Annotated in this window: 17 protein-coding genes and 2 pseudogenes; 12 read left to right on the top strand and 7 right to left on the bottom strand. The window is 64.3% G+C overall.

Annotation, left to right across the window (positions count from 1 at the left end; genetic code table 11):
- Positions 1–38: 38 nt before the first annotated feature.
- The 3 genes from CXR02_RS22780 to CXR02_RS04425 form a co-directional block, all read right to left on the bottom strand.
- On the bottom strand, positions 39–173 hold the full coding sequence (locus tag CXR02_RS22780) for a hypothetical protein (protein WP_258060773.1): 135 nt from the start codon (positions 171–173) through the stop codon (positions 39–41).
- Positions 170–859, bottom strand: coding sequence for a hypothetical protein (locus CXR02_RS22065; protein ID WP_146072470.1), 690 nt, complete (start codon positions 857–859; stop codon positions 170–172). Before CXR02_RS22065 ends, CXR02_RS22780 begins: the two co-directional genes overlap by 4 nt.
- Positions 860–1,052: 193 nt before the next feature.
- Complete coding sequence (locus CXR02_RS04425; protein ID WP_024365339.1) at positions 1,053–1,256, bottom strand: cold-shock protein; 204 nt, start codon at positions 1,254–1,256, stop codon at positions 1,053–1,055.
- Positions 1,257–1,539: 283 nt separating this feature from the next.
- Between CXR02_RS04425 and CXR02_RS04420 the strand changes: the two genes are divergently transcribed.
- The 7 genes and pseudogenes from CXR02_RS04420 (at position 1,540) to CXR02_RS04385 (ending at position 7,685) form a co-directional block, all read left to right on the top strand.
- Positions 1,540–2,322, top strand: a complete 783-nt coding sequence (locus tag CXR02_RS04420) for an alpha/beta fold hydrolase (RefSeq protein ID WP_104060905.1) — start codon at positions 1,540–1,542, stop codon at positions 2,320–2,322.
- Positions 2,323–2,410: 88 nt separating this feature from the next.
- Positions 2,411–2,677, top strand: a complete 267-nt coding sequence (locus tag CXR02_RS04415; protein ID WP_104060904.1) for a type II toxin-antitoxin system Phd/YefM family antitoxin — start codon at positions 2,411–2,413, stop codon at positions 2,675–2,677.
- Entirely contained in the window at positions 2,674–3,066 is a 393-nt protein-coding gene (locus CXR02_RS04410; RefSeq protein WP_104060903.1) for a type II toxin-antitoxin system VapC family toxin, read from the top strand. The genes CXR02_RS04415 and CXR02_RS04410 overlap by 4 nt, the downstream gene beginning before the upstream one ends.
- A gap of 190 nt (positions 3,067–3,256) precedes the next feature.
- Positions 3,257–4,720: pseudogene (locus CXR02_RS04400) on the top strand (DUF3375 domain-containing protein).
- 34 nt (positions 4,721–4,754) lie between these two features.
- Positions 4,755–6,098 carry a GGDEF domain-containing protein gene (locus CXR02_RS04395; RefSeq protein WP_104060900.1) on the top strand — a complete coding sequence of 448 codons (1,344 nt, stop codon included), beginning with the start codon at positions 4,755–4,757 and terminating at the stop codon, positions 6,096–6,098.
- Positions 6,099–6,480: 382 nt separating this feature from the next.
- Entirely contained in the window at positions 6,481–6,933 is a 453-nt protein-coding gene (locus tag CXR02_RS04390) for a DUF4383 domain-containing protein (RefSeq protein ID WP_104060899.1), read from the top strand.
- Positions 6,934–7,016: 83 nt separating this feature from the next.
- A complete protein-coding gene (locus CXR02_RS04385) occupies positions 7,017–7,685 on the top strand; it encodes an alpha/beta fold hydrolase (protein WP_258060767.1) in 669 nt (222 codons plus the stop codon).
- A gap of 198 nt (positions 7,686–7,883) precedes the next feature.
- On the opposite strand, the gene CXR02_RS04380 is transcribed toward CXR02_RS04385, so the two are convergent.
- Positions 7,884–8,195, bottom strand: coding sequence for a hypothetical protein (locus CXR02_RS04380; protein WP_104060897.1), 312 nt, complete (start codon positions 8,193–8,195; stop codon positions 7,884–7,886).
- A gap of 527 nt (positions 8,196–8,722) precedes the next feature.
- On the opposite strand from CXR02_RS04380, the gene CXR02_RS04375 reads away from it, so the two are divergent.
- From CXR02_RS04375 to CXR02_RS04360, 4 genes and pseudogenes are all read left to right on the top strand, one after another.
- Positions 8,723–9,268 (top strand): helix-turn-helix domain-containing protein, encoded by a 546-nt coding sequence (locus tag CXR02_RS04375; RefSeq protein WP_104060896.1) that lies wholly within the window; start codon positions 8,723–8,725, stop codon positions 9,266–9,268.
- Positions 9,258–9,800 (top strand): DUF6036 family nucleotidyltransferase, encoded by a 543-nt coding sequence (locus tag CXR02_RS04370; protein WP_104060895.1) that lies wholly within the window; start codon positions 9,258–9,260, stop codon positions 9,798–9,800. The genes CXR02_RS04375 and CXR02_RS04370 overlap by 11 nt, the downstream gene beginning before the upstream one ends.
- 63 nt (positions 9,801–9,863) lie before the next feature.
- Positions 9,864–10,286, top strand: a pseudogene (locus tag CXR02_RS04365) (alkaline phosphatase D family protein); the annotation flags it as partial.
- A 222-nt stretch (positions 10,287–10,508) separates the two neighbouring features.
- Positions 10,509–10,688, top strand: a complete 180-nt coding sequence (locus CXR02_RS04360; protein WP_146072469.1) for a hypothetical protein — start codon at positions 10,509–10,511, stop codon at positions 10,686–10,688.
- 185 nt (positions 10,689–10,873) lie between these two features.
- On the opposite strand, the gene CXR02_RS04355 is transcribed toward CXR02_RS04360, so the two are convergent.
- The 3 genes from CXR02_RS04355 to CXR02_RS23155 form a co-directional block, all read right to left on the bottom strand.
- Positions 10,874–11,716, bottom strand: a complete 843-nt coding sequence (locus CXR02_RS04355) for a triacylglycerol lipase (protein WP_104061072.1) — start codon at positions 11,714–11,716, stop codon at positions 10,874–10,876.
- A 633-nt stretch (positions 11,717–12,349) separates the two neighbouring features.
- Positions 12,350–13,609 carry a S8 family serine peptidase gene (locus tag CXR02_RS04345; protein WP_104060893.1) on the bottom strand — a complete coding sequence of 420 codons (1,260 nt, stop codon included), beginning with the start codon at positions 13,607–13,609 and terminating at the stop codon, positions 12,350–12,352.
- Positions 13,606–13,884 carry a hypothetical protein gene (locus tag CXR02_RS23155; RefSeq protein WP_308470661.1) on the bottom strand — a complete coding sequence of 93 codons (279 nt, stop codon included), beginning with the start codon at positions 13,882–13,884 and terminating at the stop codon, positions 13,606–13,608. Before CXR02_RS23155 ends, CXR02_RS04345 begins: the two co-directional genes overlap by 4 nt.
- Before the next feature lie 178 nt (positions 13,885–14,062).
- On the opposite strand from CXR02_RS23155, the gene CXR02_RS04335 reads away from it, so the two are divergent.
- The gene (locus CXR02_RS04335; protein WP_104060892.1) at positions 14,063–15,649 is read left to right on the top strand and encodes an alkaline phosphatase; all 1,587 of its coding nucleotides are present in this window, start codon (positions 14,063–14,065) and stop codon (positions 15,647–15,649) included.
- The last annotated feature ends 85 nt before the right edge of the window (positions 15,650–15,734 follow it).

Here is a 15,734-nt window from a genome sequence, read left to right as displayed (position 1 = left end):
TCCTTGGCCGAGCTTGCGAGGTTAGGGGCGGGTGGGGACTAAACCGAGCGGCCCACAGCCTGGACCGCCAGCAGGCACTTCACGCCGCCGTCGGTTAGCAGTGCCCTGTCAAGCGGCCCCACTCTGGGCGCCGTCAGGTGCAGGCACTCGAAGTGCGGCCGGGGATCCGTCATGGTGAAGGCTCAACGGACTCAACCGACTCAACCGCATAGGGTTTGGTGGCCGACCGCCGCAGCGGATGACGCAGGCGCACCTGGTACGGACCGTTCCGGAACGTGGCGCGGGGGTCCAACTGGACAAGCACGAGTGGTTCGTCGCTGGCGGAGTCCAGCCGCACCACCATGCCGTCGCGCCGCCCGTCCACCCACAGCGGGGTGGCCGGCTCCACGGCAGTTTCCTTAAAACGTTCCCGATATTCCTGCCCTGCGGCCAGGAAGAGTATCCCATGGGCCAGCCCGATGACTTTCAGCGGGACCACGGCGTCAGGCGGTGGGGGTTCGGGGGTGGGCCGGGCTTGCTGGTGGTATTCCTGCGCAGCTGACGCCCTGGCCGCCTTCGCGTGCCGGTTGCATTCCGCGCACCGGGTTCGCTCCCCCACAGCGGCCAATAGGGTCACTAGCAGTCTTCTGGGGGCGTGGTCCCAGCTGTCGCACACCACCGGACACCACGCCGTGTGATAGACCGTCCCGTATTTCATCACATAGACCTGGTCATCGCCCAGTACGGGCACCCCCTCCCGGCGGGCAGCGGGCTCCACCGGCTTGAGCTCGCCGAGGCCTCTGGTCTCTGCCTGGGCTGGGCGGCTGCCGTTGACGTACTTGCGGATGAGCGGACTGAGTTGACGTTTTGGTATTGGCACGAAGTGCGGGCCTCTCTGTGCGGCGGGATGGACTCGATCCCCCCTGCTTGCCCACTGACTATCTTGAAGGGGTTTCCCGCAAGTTGCCAGTCGGGCGCTTTGAAGCACATCCGGGTTAACAAAAGCAGGGCCGGTCTAGTGACCGGCCCTGCTTTGAATAATGAAACCCTAAGGCCCCAGAATCTCTAAAGAATTAGAGTGCCTGGATGTTGACGGCCTGGGGACCCTTGGGGCCCTGCTCGGTTTCGAAGGAAACCTTCTGGTTCTCTTCGAGTGAGCGGAAGCCGGAAGAGGCGATCGCGGAGTAGTGAGCGAAAACGTCCTGTGAGGAGTCATCGGGGGAAATGAAGCCGAAGCCCTTTTCAGCGTTAAACCATTTGACGGTACCAGTAGCCATTATTTTTGTCCTTCGTGAAGGTGGAGGAAAAGTCCCGACTTTCGGGTCCTCCGGTGTGGGGTGTTCAAAACCGCTACTTCAGAAAGACGCGGACTTTCGACCGCGCGTACTGCCTGAACTACCAACCGCATAAACACAACAACAGGATCAACACTACAGGAGATTTTCCGAACCATTTACCACCAGCCAACGAGACGGGTGGCTGAGCCTCCACGATCCCGGTGGTTGAGCCTCCACGATCCCGGTGGTTGAGCCTGTCGAAACCCAGGCGTACCGTTCTCCCATGGGACCAATTCGGGCCATTCTTCTACCGGGCGCTGTACTCCCTGCCCAGGCCGCCTTCGGCGGACTCATCGCAGCCCTCGGGCCTGATGTCCAGGCAATCGCCAAGGATCTCGAGCTCTACGCGGACGATGGGCCGACGGCGGACTGGAGCCTGGACACAGAGATCGACGGCGTGCTGCGCGAAGCCGATACCCGGGGATGGGAGACGTTCCACTTAACGGGCTATTCAGGTGGCGGCGCGGCGGCGCTGGCGTTCGCTGCCAAGCACCCGGGCAGGCTGCTGAGCCTGGCGCTGCTGGAACCTGCCTGGGCCGGGAACTGGGACTGGAGCCCTGCGTACACGGAGCTCCGGAAGAAGTACGAGCAGCTGGAAACACTCCCGCCGGAACAGTTCATGTCCGCCTTCATGAGGCTGGGAGTTAAGCCCGACGTCGTCCTTCCGCCGCCGCCGGATCCCCCGCCGCCGTGGATGGCCAACCGGCCGGCGGGTATCCGGGCGTTCCTGCGGACCTTCAAAAACTATGACCTGGAGAGGGCGCGTTTGGCTGCCTTTCGCCAGCCCGTCTACTTCGCCTTGGGCGGCCTGAGCAATCCCCATGACTACGGCGATATCGCCAGTCGGCTGTCCAGGGTCTTCTTCCCGGACTTCCACCTGGAAGTGTTCCCCAAGCGCCACCATTTCGATCCGCCACACCGGATCGAGCCCGAGCGGCTGGCTGAATTGCTCCGGCGGCACTGGGAGCACGCGGTGGTTGAGCCTGTCCAAACCCACGGTGGTTGAGCCTGTCGAAACCGAGCCTGTCGAAACCCGCGGCGGTTGATCCTTACCCTCCACCGCGGCAGTTGCTACGCTTGCTACGGAGGTAACCATGGCGACAATCCCACACCGGGAACTGCGCAACCAGAGCAGCAAAATCCTGGAGCGCGTTAAGAACGGCGAAACCATTGACGTCACGAACAACGGCGAAATAGCCGCTACATTGATCCCGCCGTCGGCGTCACCCTTTGAGCGGCTGCTGCTGGCGGGCCAGGTCCGCCCAGCAGCCAACGGTCCGGTCGATTTCCAGACGCTGCCGCGCGTCCCGTCAGAAGCCGGCACTGCTGAGATCCTGGCTGACCTCCGCGGGGACCGGTGATCATCTACCTGGATACGTCGGCTGTCCTCAAGCTGGTGGTCGAAGAGCCAGAGTCATCCGCGGCCGCCCACTACCTCTCAACCGCGGCAGCCCAGGGCCACCAGCTGGTGGCTTCGATGCTCCTCTATACGGAACTTCATTGCGCGGCCCATCGCCGCGGATTTCCCGGCGAGTCCGTCAATACGGTCCTGGGAGCCATCAACCTGGTCGATCTTGCCCGTTCGGACCTTATGTACGCGGCGGCCCTGCCCGGCAAGCTCCGAAGCGCCGACGCCATCCATCTAGCCGCAGCCATCCGGCTGCAGTCCGACGTAATGGTGGCGTATGACGCTGAGCTCCTGGCTGCCGCCGTCGAGGCAGGCCTGAACGTCCTGTCGCCCGGCGGTTGAGTGCGCCCGGTGGTTGAGCTTGTCGAAACCCTGGATCTCGACAGGCTCGATCACCGGGCTTCCGGATCTCGACAGGCTCGATCACCGGGCTTCCGGATCCCAACAGGCTCGATCAACGGGGACGACAAGTTCGATCACTGTCACCGCCCCCGTGTAGCTTAGGAACAACAGCACCCTGCATGAGGACGCCATGGATTTCTACGCCATAAACGCACTGCGTGAGAACCACGCAGGGTGGTCCCTGCTCCGCGAGCAGAACGCCCCGTTGGCCGTCAGCTTCTTCATCAAGGCCTTCACAGGACCCAACCAACGGGACATCGGCCGGCAGGTGCTCATTGACCACCTCGATGATGTCCTGTTCGGCCTCCGTGAAGTCTTCGGCGAGGACAAGTATCCTAGGCCGGCCGGTGAGTACCTGGATGAGTGGGCGGCCCCGGAACGGGCATGGCTGCGGAAATACTACGTCCCCGGCCAGGACGAGCCGCGCTACGATCTCACCGCCGCCGCCGAGGACGTGGTCCGCTGGGTGGAGAGCCTGAGCGGGCGCGACTTCGTGGCCACCCAGTCCAGGCTGACCAGCATCTTCGCCGTGCTGAAGGCCCTGGTCCAGCAGTCCGAGACCGACCCGGAGGTAAGGCTCGCCGAGCTCCAGCGCTAGAGGGACGGGATCGACGCCGAGATGCAACGGATCAAGGACGGCAACATCCGCGTGATGACTGCGCCGGAAGCCCTGGACCACTTCCAGCAGCTGACCACCCTGGCCAAGGACCTGCTCTCCGATTTCCGTGAGGTGGAGCAGAACTTCCGGAAGCTCGACCGGCAGGTCCGTGAACAGATCGCCACGTGGGACGGCACCCAGGGCGAGCTCCTTGCCTCGATCTTCGCCAACCAGCAGGACATCAGCGGTTCCCTCCAGGGCCGAACGTTCCAGGGCTTCTGGGACTACCTGATGTCCCCGCAGCTGCGCACCGAACTGCGGGACCTGCTGCAGCGGGCCACGCAGATCGACGCCCTCGCCAAACTGGACAACCTGCACACCGTGACCAATCTGCACCAGGACTGGCTACCCGCCGTCGAGCAGACCCAGGCCACTGTCCGGCAGCTCTCGCAGCAGATGCGCCGGCTCCTGGACGACAAGGTGTTCCTGGAAAACAAGCGCATCATGCAGCTCGTCCGGAGCATCGAATCCGGCGCGCTGGGCACCCGGGAGGTGCCGCCGTCGGGCGTCTTTACGGAGATCGCCGCTCAGTCTGTTGAGGTCGCGCTCCCCTTCGAACGGCCGCTGTATGAGGCTGGCCGAGCTCGTGGCCTACTACCAGTTCGCCACCGAATCGGACTGGGCGTCCGTCAACCCGGACGAATCACAGCAGTTGTCCTGGCAGCTCCCGGACGGCAGCATCCGGGAAGCCACCGTCGAACAGATCATCTTCGTGAGGCCGGCATGACCACCACAGACGCAGCTGAAACACACACGCCGGAGGAACTTCCCGGCGTCGTCACCAAGCTCTTCAAGGGCTTGGTCTACGCCGAGACGTGGTTGAGCGTGTCGAAGCCACTTCGGGCCTTCTCGATCACGGACGCGGTGGTTGAGCCCGTCGAAACCGAGCGTGTCGAAACCCGGAATCTCGACAGGCTCGATCACCGATGCGTGTAATTTAGGCATAACACACCCCGGTCCGAGGACGCCCATGCATAAATCCCCCACCGCGCCGCGCTCCTTTAGCCTGCAGCGTGAATGGTCCGGGGCGTTCACGCTGATGCTCCTGGCCCTGTTCGTCGGCGCGGCAGTCACGGTCGTCGGAGTCCGGTTCGTGGTGAATGAGATGGAAGCCGCGAACGGCCGGCTGCAGGCCGAGTACGGCACCGTCGCGGACCTGGCCGCAGCCCTTGAGGCTCATGAGCAACTGGGACACCAGTTGCTGGCGGCGGCGCCCGTGAACAGGGAGGCGTTTGTCCTGGAGCAGCAGGACATTGAAGCTCTCTTCCGTGTGGCCGCCGCCGTCCCGGTTGCGGACGAAGGCCGGACCGAAGCCCTTTCCATGGCCCAGCAGGACTGGCAGGCGGGACTGGAGCAGGCCGGCCTCTGGGGTGACCGGGCACTGAACCTCACGGGGAGCAATGTAGCTGATGCCGCTGCCTTCGCGGCCGCAAGCTCCACCGTGCGGTCGCAACTGGCCGCCGTCCAGCAGTCCTCGCTCCAGGCCCTGAACAGGGGGCTCGTGGACACGCGCGAGCTCGAAAGCCTGCTGGTGGTTGGCAGGTTCGGGCTGTTCGCCGTAGCCATCGGCGCCACCCTGTACTTCAGGCGCCGGATGGTGACGGACCTCATGCGGCCCGTCAACAGCCTCCGCCGGGGCGTCCTGAAGCTGCAGTCCGGCGACTACGGCCACCGCCTGAACGTGGCCCGGCGCGACGAACTCGGCGAGGTGACCGTGGCCTTCAACGGGATGGCCGCCGCGCTCCAGGACAGCCACAAAGCCCTGACGTACCGGGCCACACACGATGACCTCACCGGGCTCGCCAACCGTGCGGCCCTCGCCGAGCGACTGCTGGCATCCTTCGAACCGGACAGCGACCGCCGGACCCGGCACGAGGGCCTGCTGTTCATCGACATCGACGACTTCAAGGACGTCAACGATTCCCTGGGCCATGAAGGCGGCGACGCGCTGCTGGCTCAGCTGGCCGAGCGGCTGCGGGCCAGCGTCCGCAGCCACGACTTGGTGGCCCGGCTGGGCGGCGACGAGTTCGCCGTCGTCGTTGTGGATAACGACGACGGCTCGCCGGCCACGGGGCCCGTCACCGAGCGGATCTATGAGGCTCTCAGCGAGCCGTTCGTCATCGGTGACCGGTCGCTGCGGGTATCGGTGAGCATGGGCGTCGCGCAGCGCACCGCGGACACGGCGGACGTGACGGAGCTGCTGCGGCAGGCGGATTCGGCCATGTACCGGGCCAAGCACGGCGGCAAGGCCCGGTACGAAATCCACGGCGGGTCAACCCCGGTGGTCGAGCCTGCCGATACCGTCGGCGGCTGAGCCTGGCGGGCCCGACCACCGGCAAACCCGAAACCCCGGCTACTCCCCCGCGCGTGGAAAGATGGTTTGCCCGCTGCGATTTCCTGGTGCGTCAGGTCCGGACGCCACGGTCACGAGCGTGAAGCCCTCCGCGATCCGCTGGCGCGCGATCTCACCGCCACCAGCCGGATAACGCCCGCCCGCAATCGGTGACACCGGCGACCGACTGGGGCCCCAACCCCGGTGGTGGAGCCCTCGGAAACTTGGGAGTGCACTCGAGAATATTTTCTGAATAACCCATCCGACATGCGGTCACGCCCGAATAGCTGGCATAACCCCTTGGGTCGGCAGGAAAGAAAGCCCCTCTGATCCATAAACACATATCGCATTCAGGAGATTCAACATGGCAACGCACACCGGCACCCGAACGGCAGCCCGCACCAACGTCCAGAAGGCATCGATAGTTGTCGGTGCAGTGTTCCTGCTGGTCGGCATCCTGGGCTTCGTTCCGGGCATCACGGCCAACTTCGATGAACTGCACTTCGCAGGCCACCACTCCGAGGCAATGCTGCTGGGCCTCTTCCAGGTCTCGGCCCTGCACAACATCGTCCACCTGCTCTTCGGCGCTGCAGGCCTCCTCATGGCCAAGACCGCCACGGGCGCCCGCTCCTTCCTCCTCTACGGCGGCGTCATCTACCTGGTCCTGTTCGTCTACGGCCTGGTGGTCCCCCAGGATTCGGCCGGCAACTTTGTCCCGCTGAACGGTTTCGACAACGTCCTGCACCTGTTGCTCGGCGTCGGCATGGTTGCCCTGGCCGTGATTCTCACCAAGGGCCACGTCAAGGCACGCGCCTAGGAACACCCCGAGCGGGAAACCCGCCACATCACTCGAAATGGCCCCGGCCGCAGCTTCACGCGCTGGGACCTGGCGTCGACGCCGTGGCCAAGGACCTGGAACTCTACGCGGGCGAGGCTCCCCCGCCGGGCTGGACCCTGGACACCGAGGCCGTCGGCGTCCTCCGCGAGGCGGGGGTCAGCAGCTGGAATGCGTTCCATCTGGTGGGCTACTCGGGCGGCGGCGCCGCGGCGCTGGCCTTTGCCGCCAAACACCCTGAGCACCTGCTGAGCCTGACCCTGCTGGAAGCTGCCTGGGCCGGGAACTGGGACTGGAGCCCTGCCCACGCCGAGCTCTGGAAACAGTACGGACAGCTCGAATCGCTGCCGCCTGAGCAGTTCATGCCCGCCTTCATGAGGCTGGGAGTGAAGTCCGACGTCGTCCTGCCGCCACCCCCGCAGGGTCCCCCGCCGCCGTGGACGGCCAAGCGGCCGGCCGGGATCAAAGCCTTCGTGGAGGATTTCAAGACGTATGACCTGGACCGCGCGCGGCTTGCCGCGTTCACCAAGCCGGTGCTGTTCGTCCTCGGCGTTCTGAGCAACCCGGACGACTACGGCGAGGTTGCCGACCGCCTTGCCGCCGTCGTCTCCGACTTCCGCCTCGAGGTGTTCGCAGACCGCCACCACTTCGATCCGCCGCACCGGATCGAACCTGACCGGCTGGCCGGACTGCTGCGGGAGCACTGGAAACGGGCCGAGGGGCCGCCGGACTGATGGGTGGAGCCGCGCGGTAAATAGGGCCCCGAAGGGAAGATCCAGCCGTGTGTGGATCTTCCCCGCGGTGGGGATCATTCTGATCCTGCTCAGCCTGCTGATCGCGGCCGGGCTAGTGGCACCGTCCAGCTAGCCGTTCCGCCTCAGGGAGTGCGGATTGGGGCAGTTTCCCGGAACGGAGCGCCTGCACTCGTCAGGTCATGGCCCGGCGACGAGAATGTCCTCAATGGCTTCCTCGCAGCCTGGTACGTGCGTGCCGGCATGGACCTTCGAGAACTTGCTCACAACCTGGCCCATGTTGTCGAAACCGAAGACAGTGGCGGCACCCTTGATCTCGGTGATGATGCCGGCAACGGCGCCCGGGCCGTCGGCGACTGCATGGTCCGAGATGCCGAGTCCGGTGCAGGCAGCATGTTCGTTGGCAATCTCGGCTGAAGCCGGGGCAGCGCCGGCAAAAAGCACCGCCAGTACTGCGGCGGCGACGGCAGCGGAGGAACGTTTAGTGTCCATGGATATCTCCTGAAAATAGGGCTTCGGCGAAGCCCCGATATCCACGGCGGAGAGGATATAGAACCCCGCCAGTGACGTTATTCTCCGCTTACGGGATGGGCGCCGCAAGAGGTTTTTGAAACAAGGATGCTTGAGCGAACCAACTGCTTTTGTCACGCAGTTTTGTGGCTTAAATCGCTTGGTGGCTGCATTCTATGATCGCTCGGTGGCGCACACCAGCCCGTATGAAGATCCTGTTCAAGAGGCGCCTTGGCCTGCCTCAGAGGGCGTGAATTGCAGGAACGGGTTACGGGCGGAAGGCACATAGGGGTCTCGGTCATGATGTCCGGGGCCTGCGCCCATCAGCACGAAAGCATCCTTCGCCATCCAGGACGGCGTACCCGGCCTCATCGGTGGCTGAGCCTGCCGAAACCCCCGGTGGTTGAGCCTGTCGAAACCCCGGTACGACGACGGCGGGCGGCTGGCTTTTCTGCCGACCACCCGCCGCCGCCCTTTTCCGGCCCCTTGTATGGGGGTAGGATACAAGCGTGTTCACTACGATGACGGATGAGCTCATCCGGAAAGCAAAAGATGCTGGGGCGGCAGCCGAAAATTTCCGTCGTGAGATGCTCGCGGCTTCCGATCGGCGCGCCGAAGCAGTTTTCGCGCTCTGGGCTGAAGGCATGCCTGTTCGCAAGATCGCCGAAGTTATCGGAGTGAGTCCCTCCGTGAGCCAACGCCTGCTCGAAAAAGCCAGGGAAAGCCGGCCACGGCTGCCACGCCGTGAAGAACGAGTCTCGTACGAGCTGCATCTGGCCGTGGCTCAAAAGGTCCGCGAGGATCCCCAGCCGGTACTCAGCAAGGCACGGACAAACCTCCAGAGGATGGCGTCACGCACACGCGGTGCCCACGCACACGGTTGGGTGGCAGAGTGGAACACTCTCGTTAATGGCGGCGACATCAACCAGCTCGTGGAGAGCATGTTGGGCCCTGACGAGCGAGGTATCGACCTTCGCCAGATGACGCCGTTCGCCGGCGTGCTCTCCCAGGAAGAGCGGCTCGTCGCAATTCACAAGGCAGCTCGTGCGGCGTAGGGACCTTGAGCACGCTATCCGTGCGGCCACCGAAATCATCCGGCAGGATGCCGTCTTCATCATTGGCAGCCAATCGATCCTCGGGTCCTTCACAGAAGACGAACTGCCCGACGAAGCGACGCATTCAGAAGAGGTCGATGTTGCTCCATTGAAGGACGATGACGCCCAGTCTCTCGCCACGGAGCTGGACGCCGCCATCGGTGAAATGTCCCACTTCCACGAGACCCACGGCTTCTATGTTCAGGGAGCCGGCCAGAACACCGCGGTTCTCCCGACCGGCTGGACGGACCGCCTGGTCAAAGTCAGAAACGCTAACACTAATGGACGTAGCGGGCTGTGTCTGGAGCCCCACGACCTTTGTGCCGCGAAACTCATCGCAGGCAGGATCAAGGACCATCTGTTTGTGAGGGCGCTCCTCGAGCACGGCTTAGTGGATCCAGGCCTCGTCGCCGAGCGGTTGCTAACAGTGGCCAATGACGACGTCCGCCGCGACCGCGCTCTTTCCTGGATCCGAAGCACATCCGGGATCTAACGGACCAGGCCATTCGAAGGTCTACCGCACCATCACCGGCGCCGAGCAGGAGAAAGTGGCTGATGGACGGGCTACGCCGCCTCCCGCCGCCGCATCACCCACGGCTGGGTAGACGCGAACGTGCGCAACGCCGTGGTCCTCACCGGCGACGTGCACCGCAACTGGCCTCAAGATCGACTACAAGGACCCCGCCGCCCCGTGGTCGGCTCCGAACTGGTCTGCACCTCCATCACCTCCAACGGTGACGGCGACGGCGACGGCGACGGCGACGGCGACGGCTCCACCATGGACCCGGTGATGGCCTGGAACCCGCATCTGAAGTTCTACAACGACAACCGCGGCCACGTAAACACACGCATCACCAAGGACGCGCTCACCGCCGACTTCCGGGTTCTGGACTACGTCACGACGCCGGGCGCCCCCGTTTCAACCAAGGCCTCCTTCGCGATCCAGGACGGAGTGCCGGGGTTGCAGGCGCAGGGGTAACTCCTCGCTGAGGCTGCCGCATACGACGGACAGCCAGCATCTGCTGGACGTCCCGCCGCTGTTGCTCAGTCAGCCGTGGCAGCGACGATCGGCGAGGACATTGACGTGCCGTTGCCGACGTCGTAACCGAAGGAGTGTTTGTTCTGTGTTCCGAGGACGAACGTGTGGTTGGGGATCCGTTCCCGCTGTCTTTCAACACTTTTCCGTCAGGGTTCCCCATTGGTGAAGTTGGCTCTACCCTGCGTCCACCAGCTGGTTTCACTGGTCATCGTGCCGGCCGCCACGTTCATCGGAGGCATCGCCAACCTGGCCGCCATCGTAGGGTTTAAGGTCACGGCCACTGCCGGCCTCCCCGACACCGTACAGGGCCTCGCCTCCGGGCTGACAACCGTGCCCCAATAAATCGGCATCACCATGGGCATCCCGGTCATGTCTCCAACAAGTTCCTGGCGGGCAACCTCGGAATGGTGCTGGCCACGAATCCGCCCGTCCGGGGCGCGAGATTCCCGAGACGCTGTAGGCCTGCAGCACCGTCTGGTTGCTGTCAGACTCGCCGTTCGAGCCCTGGACTCACACCGGCACAACGGCTAGAAGCAGGCGGGCTGGTAGGCCGGGTCTGCGGGGCCGGACGGGTTGCCTAGCGCATGCGCCACGATCTGGTGCACCACGGGGTCATTCGGCGTCTGGTCGTGTTCGAAGACATCTGCCGGGCACTTGTCCTGGATGGTGATGTTGGTGACCTGCCGGGCCGGACCGTCCAGGAACTGGCTGTTATAGGGAATAACCACTTCGTCGTAGACCGTGGAGATGACGGTGTAGGAGGGTCCCGCTACGGTGTCGCCGATGGAGTTGAGCTCCTGCATGAACGCCGAGCCTGCCTGCTGATCGGCGCAGGCGGCACAGCCTAAGCCGGTGAAGTCCGGGTCCTGGACGAAGCCCGGCGGCGGGACAATCACACCTTCGGTCCCGTGGCTGGAGGGTGCGATGCCGACGAGCTGACGGACGTACTTGGCCCCGCCGAGGAAGCCCATGTAGTAGCGGGGCATCATGCCGCCCTGGCTGTGGCCCACCAGGTCCACTTTCTTCGCTCCGGTGGCAGCACGTACCGCGTCCACAAACGGGGCGAGTTCCTGCGCCGACTCGGCCACCGGTGCGGTGGCATACACGCCATTCGTCTCGCCGTAGTTGAGGGCGAAAACGCAGTACCCGGCGCTCTTGAGGTACGGCGAGAGGGTGGACCAGTTCTTCTCCATGCTCTCGAACGTTCCCGGTACCAGGATGACCGGATAGGGATGCTCGGCGGTTGGCTTGCAGGACCAGTCGTTGGCCCCCGGCGGGGAAATCTCGATCGCCTGGGCGGGAGCCGCAGCCAAGGAAGTAACGAGGACGGCGGCAGCCGCAACGGACAGTGCCCGGGTAACGAATGACATGGAAACCTCTTTGTTCATGTGCCAACAGGGGCGGCCGGTAGTGATGGTTCTGGGCGTTGATCAGGTACCGGCCGGTTTCCCATGCTACGCAGCACACCCGTCCTTGCGGAGCCGGGTTGCACAGACGTGCGCCAAAAAAGCCCTACCTAGCGGTGCGCTCTCCCCCGAGGCCAAAACGCTCAAACCCGGCGTTGTTACTGGTGGGTAGCGTATGCGTCGGCGCAGGCACTGAGAAAACCCCTCAAGGTCGCTGCACAAATGTGCACTGTGTGCGGAACATAGCGCCGCAGCGCCAAGGCAGGTTCTAAGGCTATGACCGGTGCACCCATAAGGCCTATGAATGTGATCCTCAGGAACTTTAGCGCTCGGACATCTTGGGCAAGCAGGTGCAAAGCCACCCGCACTTTGTCCAACAAACGCGCCTCGGCAGCCGCCCTGCCGCACTTTTGGACATTGAGGACGACGCCGGCGCCACCCTGCTTGCCACGCTCACCAAACAGCTCGGCCGGCAGCCCGGTCCGGGCGAGTGCCAGATCAGCCTGAGCCAGGTGGGGCCAAGTGCCTCATCGCGGCCCGCGCCGGCCACCTGTCAGTAATGCAGCCCCTCCAGTCCTGACGGCAACCGCGGTCTGACTAGGGCCGTACGCAACCGACCGCATCGCAGGCGTTCACGAGGCCATTGGCCCAGTACATGCCGGTGCCGTAAATATTCTCGTCGGCGGATGATTCGACCTTGTCGCGGACTGATGCGTTTCCGGTCCCGGCAGAAGTGCTCCAGACAAGCGCAGCAACGCCGGCGACGATGGGTGAAGCCATCGAGGTGCCACTGGCGATGTCGTACCCATGGGAGCGGTTGTTTTGCGTCCCCAGGACAAAGGATCCGTTCGGGAAGGTCGAGTACACGCTGACACCGGGCGCTGCGACGTCCACCCACTTGCCATAGGTCGAGAAGGAGGCTTTCACGTTCTTGTTGTCGGTTGCTGCAACGGCAATAACATTTGGGTAGGCGCCCGGGTAGATCTTGGCCTGGGTACCGGCGTTGCCGGCCGCGGCGACGATCACTGCCCCTGCCTTCCATGCGTTATTAACCGCGATCTCCAGGGTCCGTGAGGAAACACGCTGCCCCAGGCTCATATTGATGACCTTGGCCTCATAATCCACGGCCCAGCCGATGCCTTTGGCGATGCTCGAGGTGGAGCCGGAACCCTGGTCGTTCAGGACTTTGCCGTCCAGGATGTCGCAGTCCGGGCACACACCGGAGACGCCAACGGTATCTTTGATGGCGGCAATGATGCCGGCGACGTGTGTGCCGTGGCCGTATTTGTCTTCACCAGTTGCCGCATCACTGTAGTTCACGCGTTCAACAACCTGTGATGAGATGTCGTCGTGGCTGCTCGTGACTCCTGTATCGAGCACAGCCACCCTGATGCCGGCACCGGTCGTTTTAACCCACGCTTCGACGGCGTCCACGTCGGCGTCTGGCGTACCCCCGGCCACGTTTACTCCCAACGTGCTGGTAAATTCCTGGCCAGTGTTGTGCAAGGCGTACTGGCGGGGGAAATAGTCGACGTTGGGCTGATCGGTAGCTACCGTCACCACATGGTCCGGCTCGGCGTATTCAACGTTTGGGTTCCGGCTAAGGGCGTCGATGAGCTGCAGTTCCTTGCCGGCCGGAACCTTGATGAGGCGGGCCCCCGTGCTGCCAATCCACGGGCCGTCGCTGAGGCCATGGCGGCGCAGTACCCCAACCGCCGCCGCATCAACGCGGAACTTGACCATAATCTGCCCCGCGATGTGCGACGGCTCGGGCGCTGCGTTGCCTGGGCCGGCGAAGGTGATGGCGCCGAGCCCCATCATGAGGGCCGAGAAACCGGCGATAACTGTTTTTTTCATGGGGTTATCTTTGCGCCAACCCGGACCTGCTGGATAGTGGTTGCGGAAAAGTCTGCGGATATTTCAGGCGACCGCCGCACCCGCGGCAAGTCCCGCCGTCGTACTTTCAGTGAACCGCAGCAGCTTCTCCACCAGGTGTCGACGGCGGCATGCACCACCGGGGCCACCGTCGCCTTAATGCCGCCCACCGCGAGCGCCGCCGCCAGCGGATCGTGGATGGCGAAGCAGGGCCGGCCGAAGATGCCCTCATAGAACCGGAAGTAGTAGCCCAGCATGTCGCCCTGCCCACAGGCGATACGTCGACGAAGAGCTGGCCCTCTGGCAGGAGCAGTTCGACGCGCTGAACTCCAGGAAGTAGAAACTGCTCCAAATCGACAGGTCTTGTCACGCAGTTAACCACGCATTCACGCCGCTCTCACAACATGTCCAACCGGCCTCAATACGGTCGAACCCATGGACAACATTTCACGCAGATCCCTCCTTTCCGCCGGCCTCGGGGCCGGGCTCGTCGCAGCCTGGCCTGGTGCCGCCGTCGCCGTTTCAACAGCGGACGACGCCGGTCTCCGCACCGATCCGTTCCTGCTGGGTATCGCCTCCGGCGAGCCCTGGCCGGACGGCTTTGTGATCTGGACCCGGCTGGCACTGGACCCGATCGCCGAGGACGGCCTGGGCGGCATGCCCTCCCGCAACGTCGCGGTGGCGTGGGAAGTGGCTGAAGACGCCGGCATGCGCACCGTAGTAGCCCGCGGCGTCGAGCAGGCCCGGATCGAAACCGCGCACTCGGTGCACGTCGAACTCAAGGGCCTCCGCCCGGGTCGCGAATACTTCTACCGGTTCCGCACCGGCCGGCACGTCAGCGTGGTGGGCCGCACCCTCACCAGCCCGGCGCCGCACGAGACGCCGGCGGCGCTGGCCATGGCGTTCGCCAGCTGCTCGCAGTACGAGCACGGCTACTTCACCGCCTACTCGCGGCTGGCCCAGGACCACCCGGACCTGGTCCTGCACCTGGGTGACTACATCTACGAGTACAAGAAGGACAGCTACGTGATCGGCGGCGGCAACCCGCGCGACCACCAGGGCCCCGAGACTTCCAGCCTGGCCGGGTACCGGCAGCGGCACGCGCAGTACAAGTCCGACGCCGACCTGCAGGCCGCGCACGCGATCGCGCCGTGGCTGGTGGTGTGGGATGACCACGAGGTGGACAACAACTGGGCGGACGAGATCCCGGAGAACACGGACGCCGGCCAGCTCAACGACACCACCGAGCATTTCCGTCAGCGACGGACCGCCGCGTTCCAGGCGTACTACGAGAACATGCCGCTGCGGGCCTCGTCCGTGCCGGCCGGGTTCGACATGAAGATCTACCGCACCATCCAGTGGGGCCAGCTGGCCAACTTCCACATGATGGACACCCGGCAGTACCGGGACGACCAGCTGGCCGGGGACGGCTGGAAGAAGAACGTCACGGAACGCCTGGCCGAGGACCGCACCATCACCGGCGCCGAGCAGGAGAAATGGCTGCTGGACGGCTTCAAGAACTCCACCCAGCGCTGGGACATCCTGGGCCAGCAGGTCTTCTTCGCCGAAAAGGACCGCAACAAGGCCCCGGAGATCGACGACGTCTCCATGGACGGGTGGGACGGCTACGCCGCCTCCCGCCGCCGCATCACCCAGGGCTGGGTGGACGCGAACGTCCGCAACGCCGTCGTACTCACCGGCGACGTGCACCGCAACTGGGCCAACGACATCAAGGTCGACTACAGGGACCCGGCCTCCCCCGTGGTCGGCTCGGAACTGGTCTGCACGTCCATCAGCTCCACCGGCAACGGCACCGGCTCAACGGTGGATCCCGTGATGGCCTGGAACCCGCACCTGAAGTTCTACAACGACAACCGCGGCTACGTGAACACCACGATCACCAAGGACGCACTCACCGCCGACTTCCGGGTCCTGGACCACGTCACGACGCCGGGATCCCCCGTCAGCACGAAAGCCTCCTTCGCCATCCAGGACGGAGTCCCGGGGCTGGTCGGTGGTTGAGCGAAGGCTAGCCCGGGGTTTTCATGAGGGTGGCGCCCGCCGGGTGTGTTAAAGCGACGAAAGGTGCTTCTGAGCTGGGAAAATA

Origin of the sequence: Arthrobacter sp. 4R501 (assembly GCF_002929755.1) — a bacterium.
GTDB lineage: Bacteria > Actinomycetota > Actinomycetes > Actinomycetales > Micrococcaceae > Arthrobacter.
This window is presented reverse-complemented; position numbering and strand designations above follow the sequence as displayed.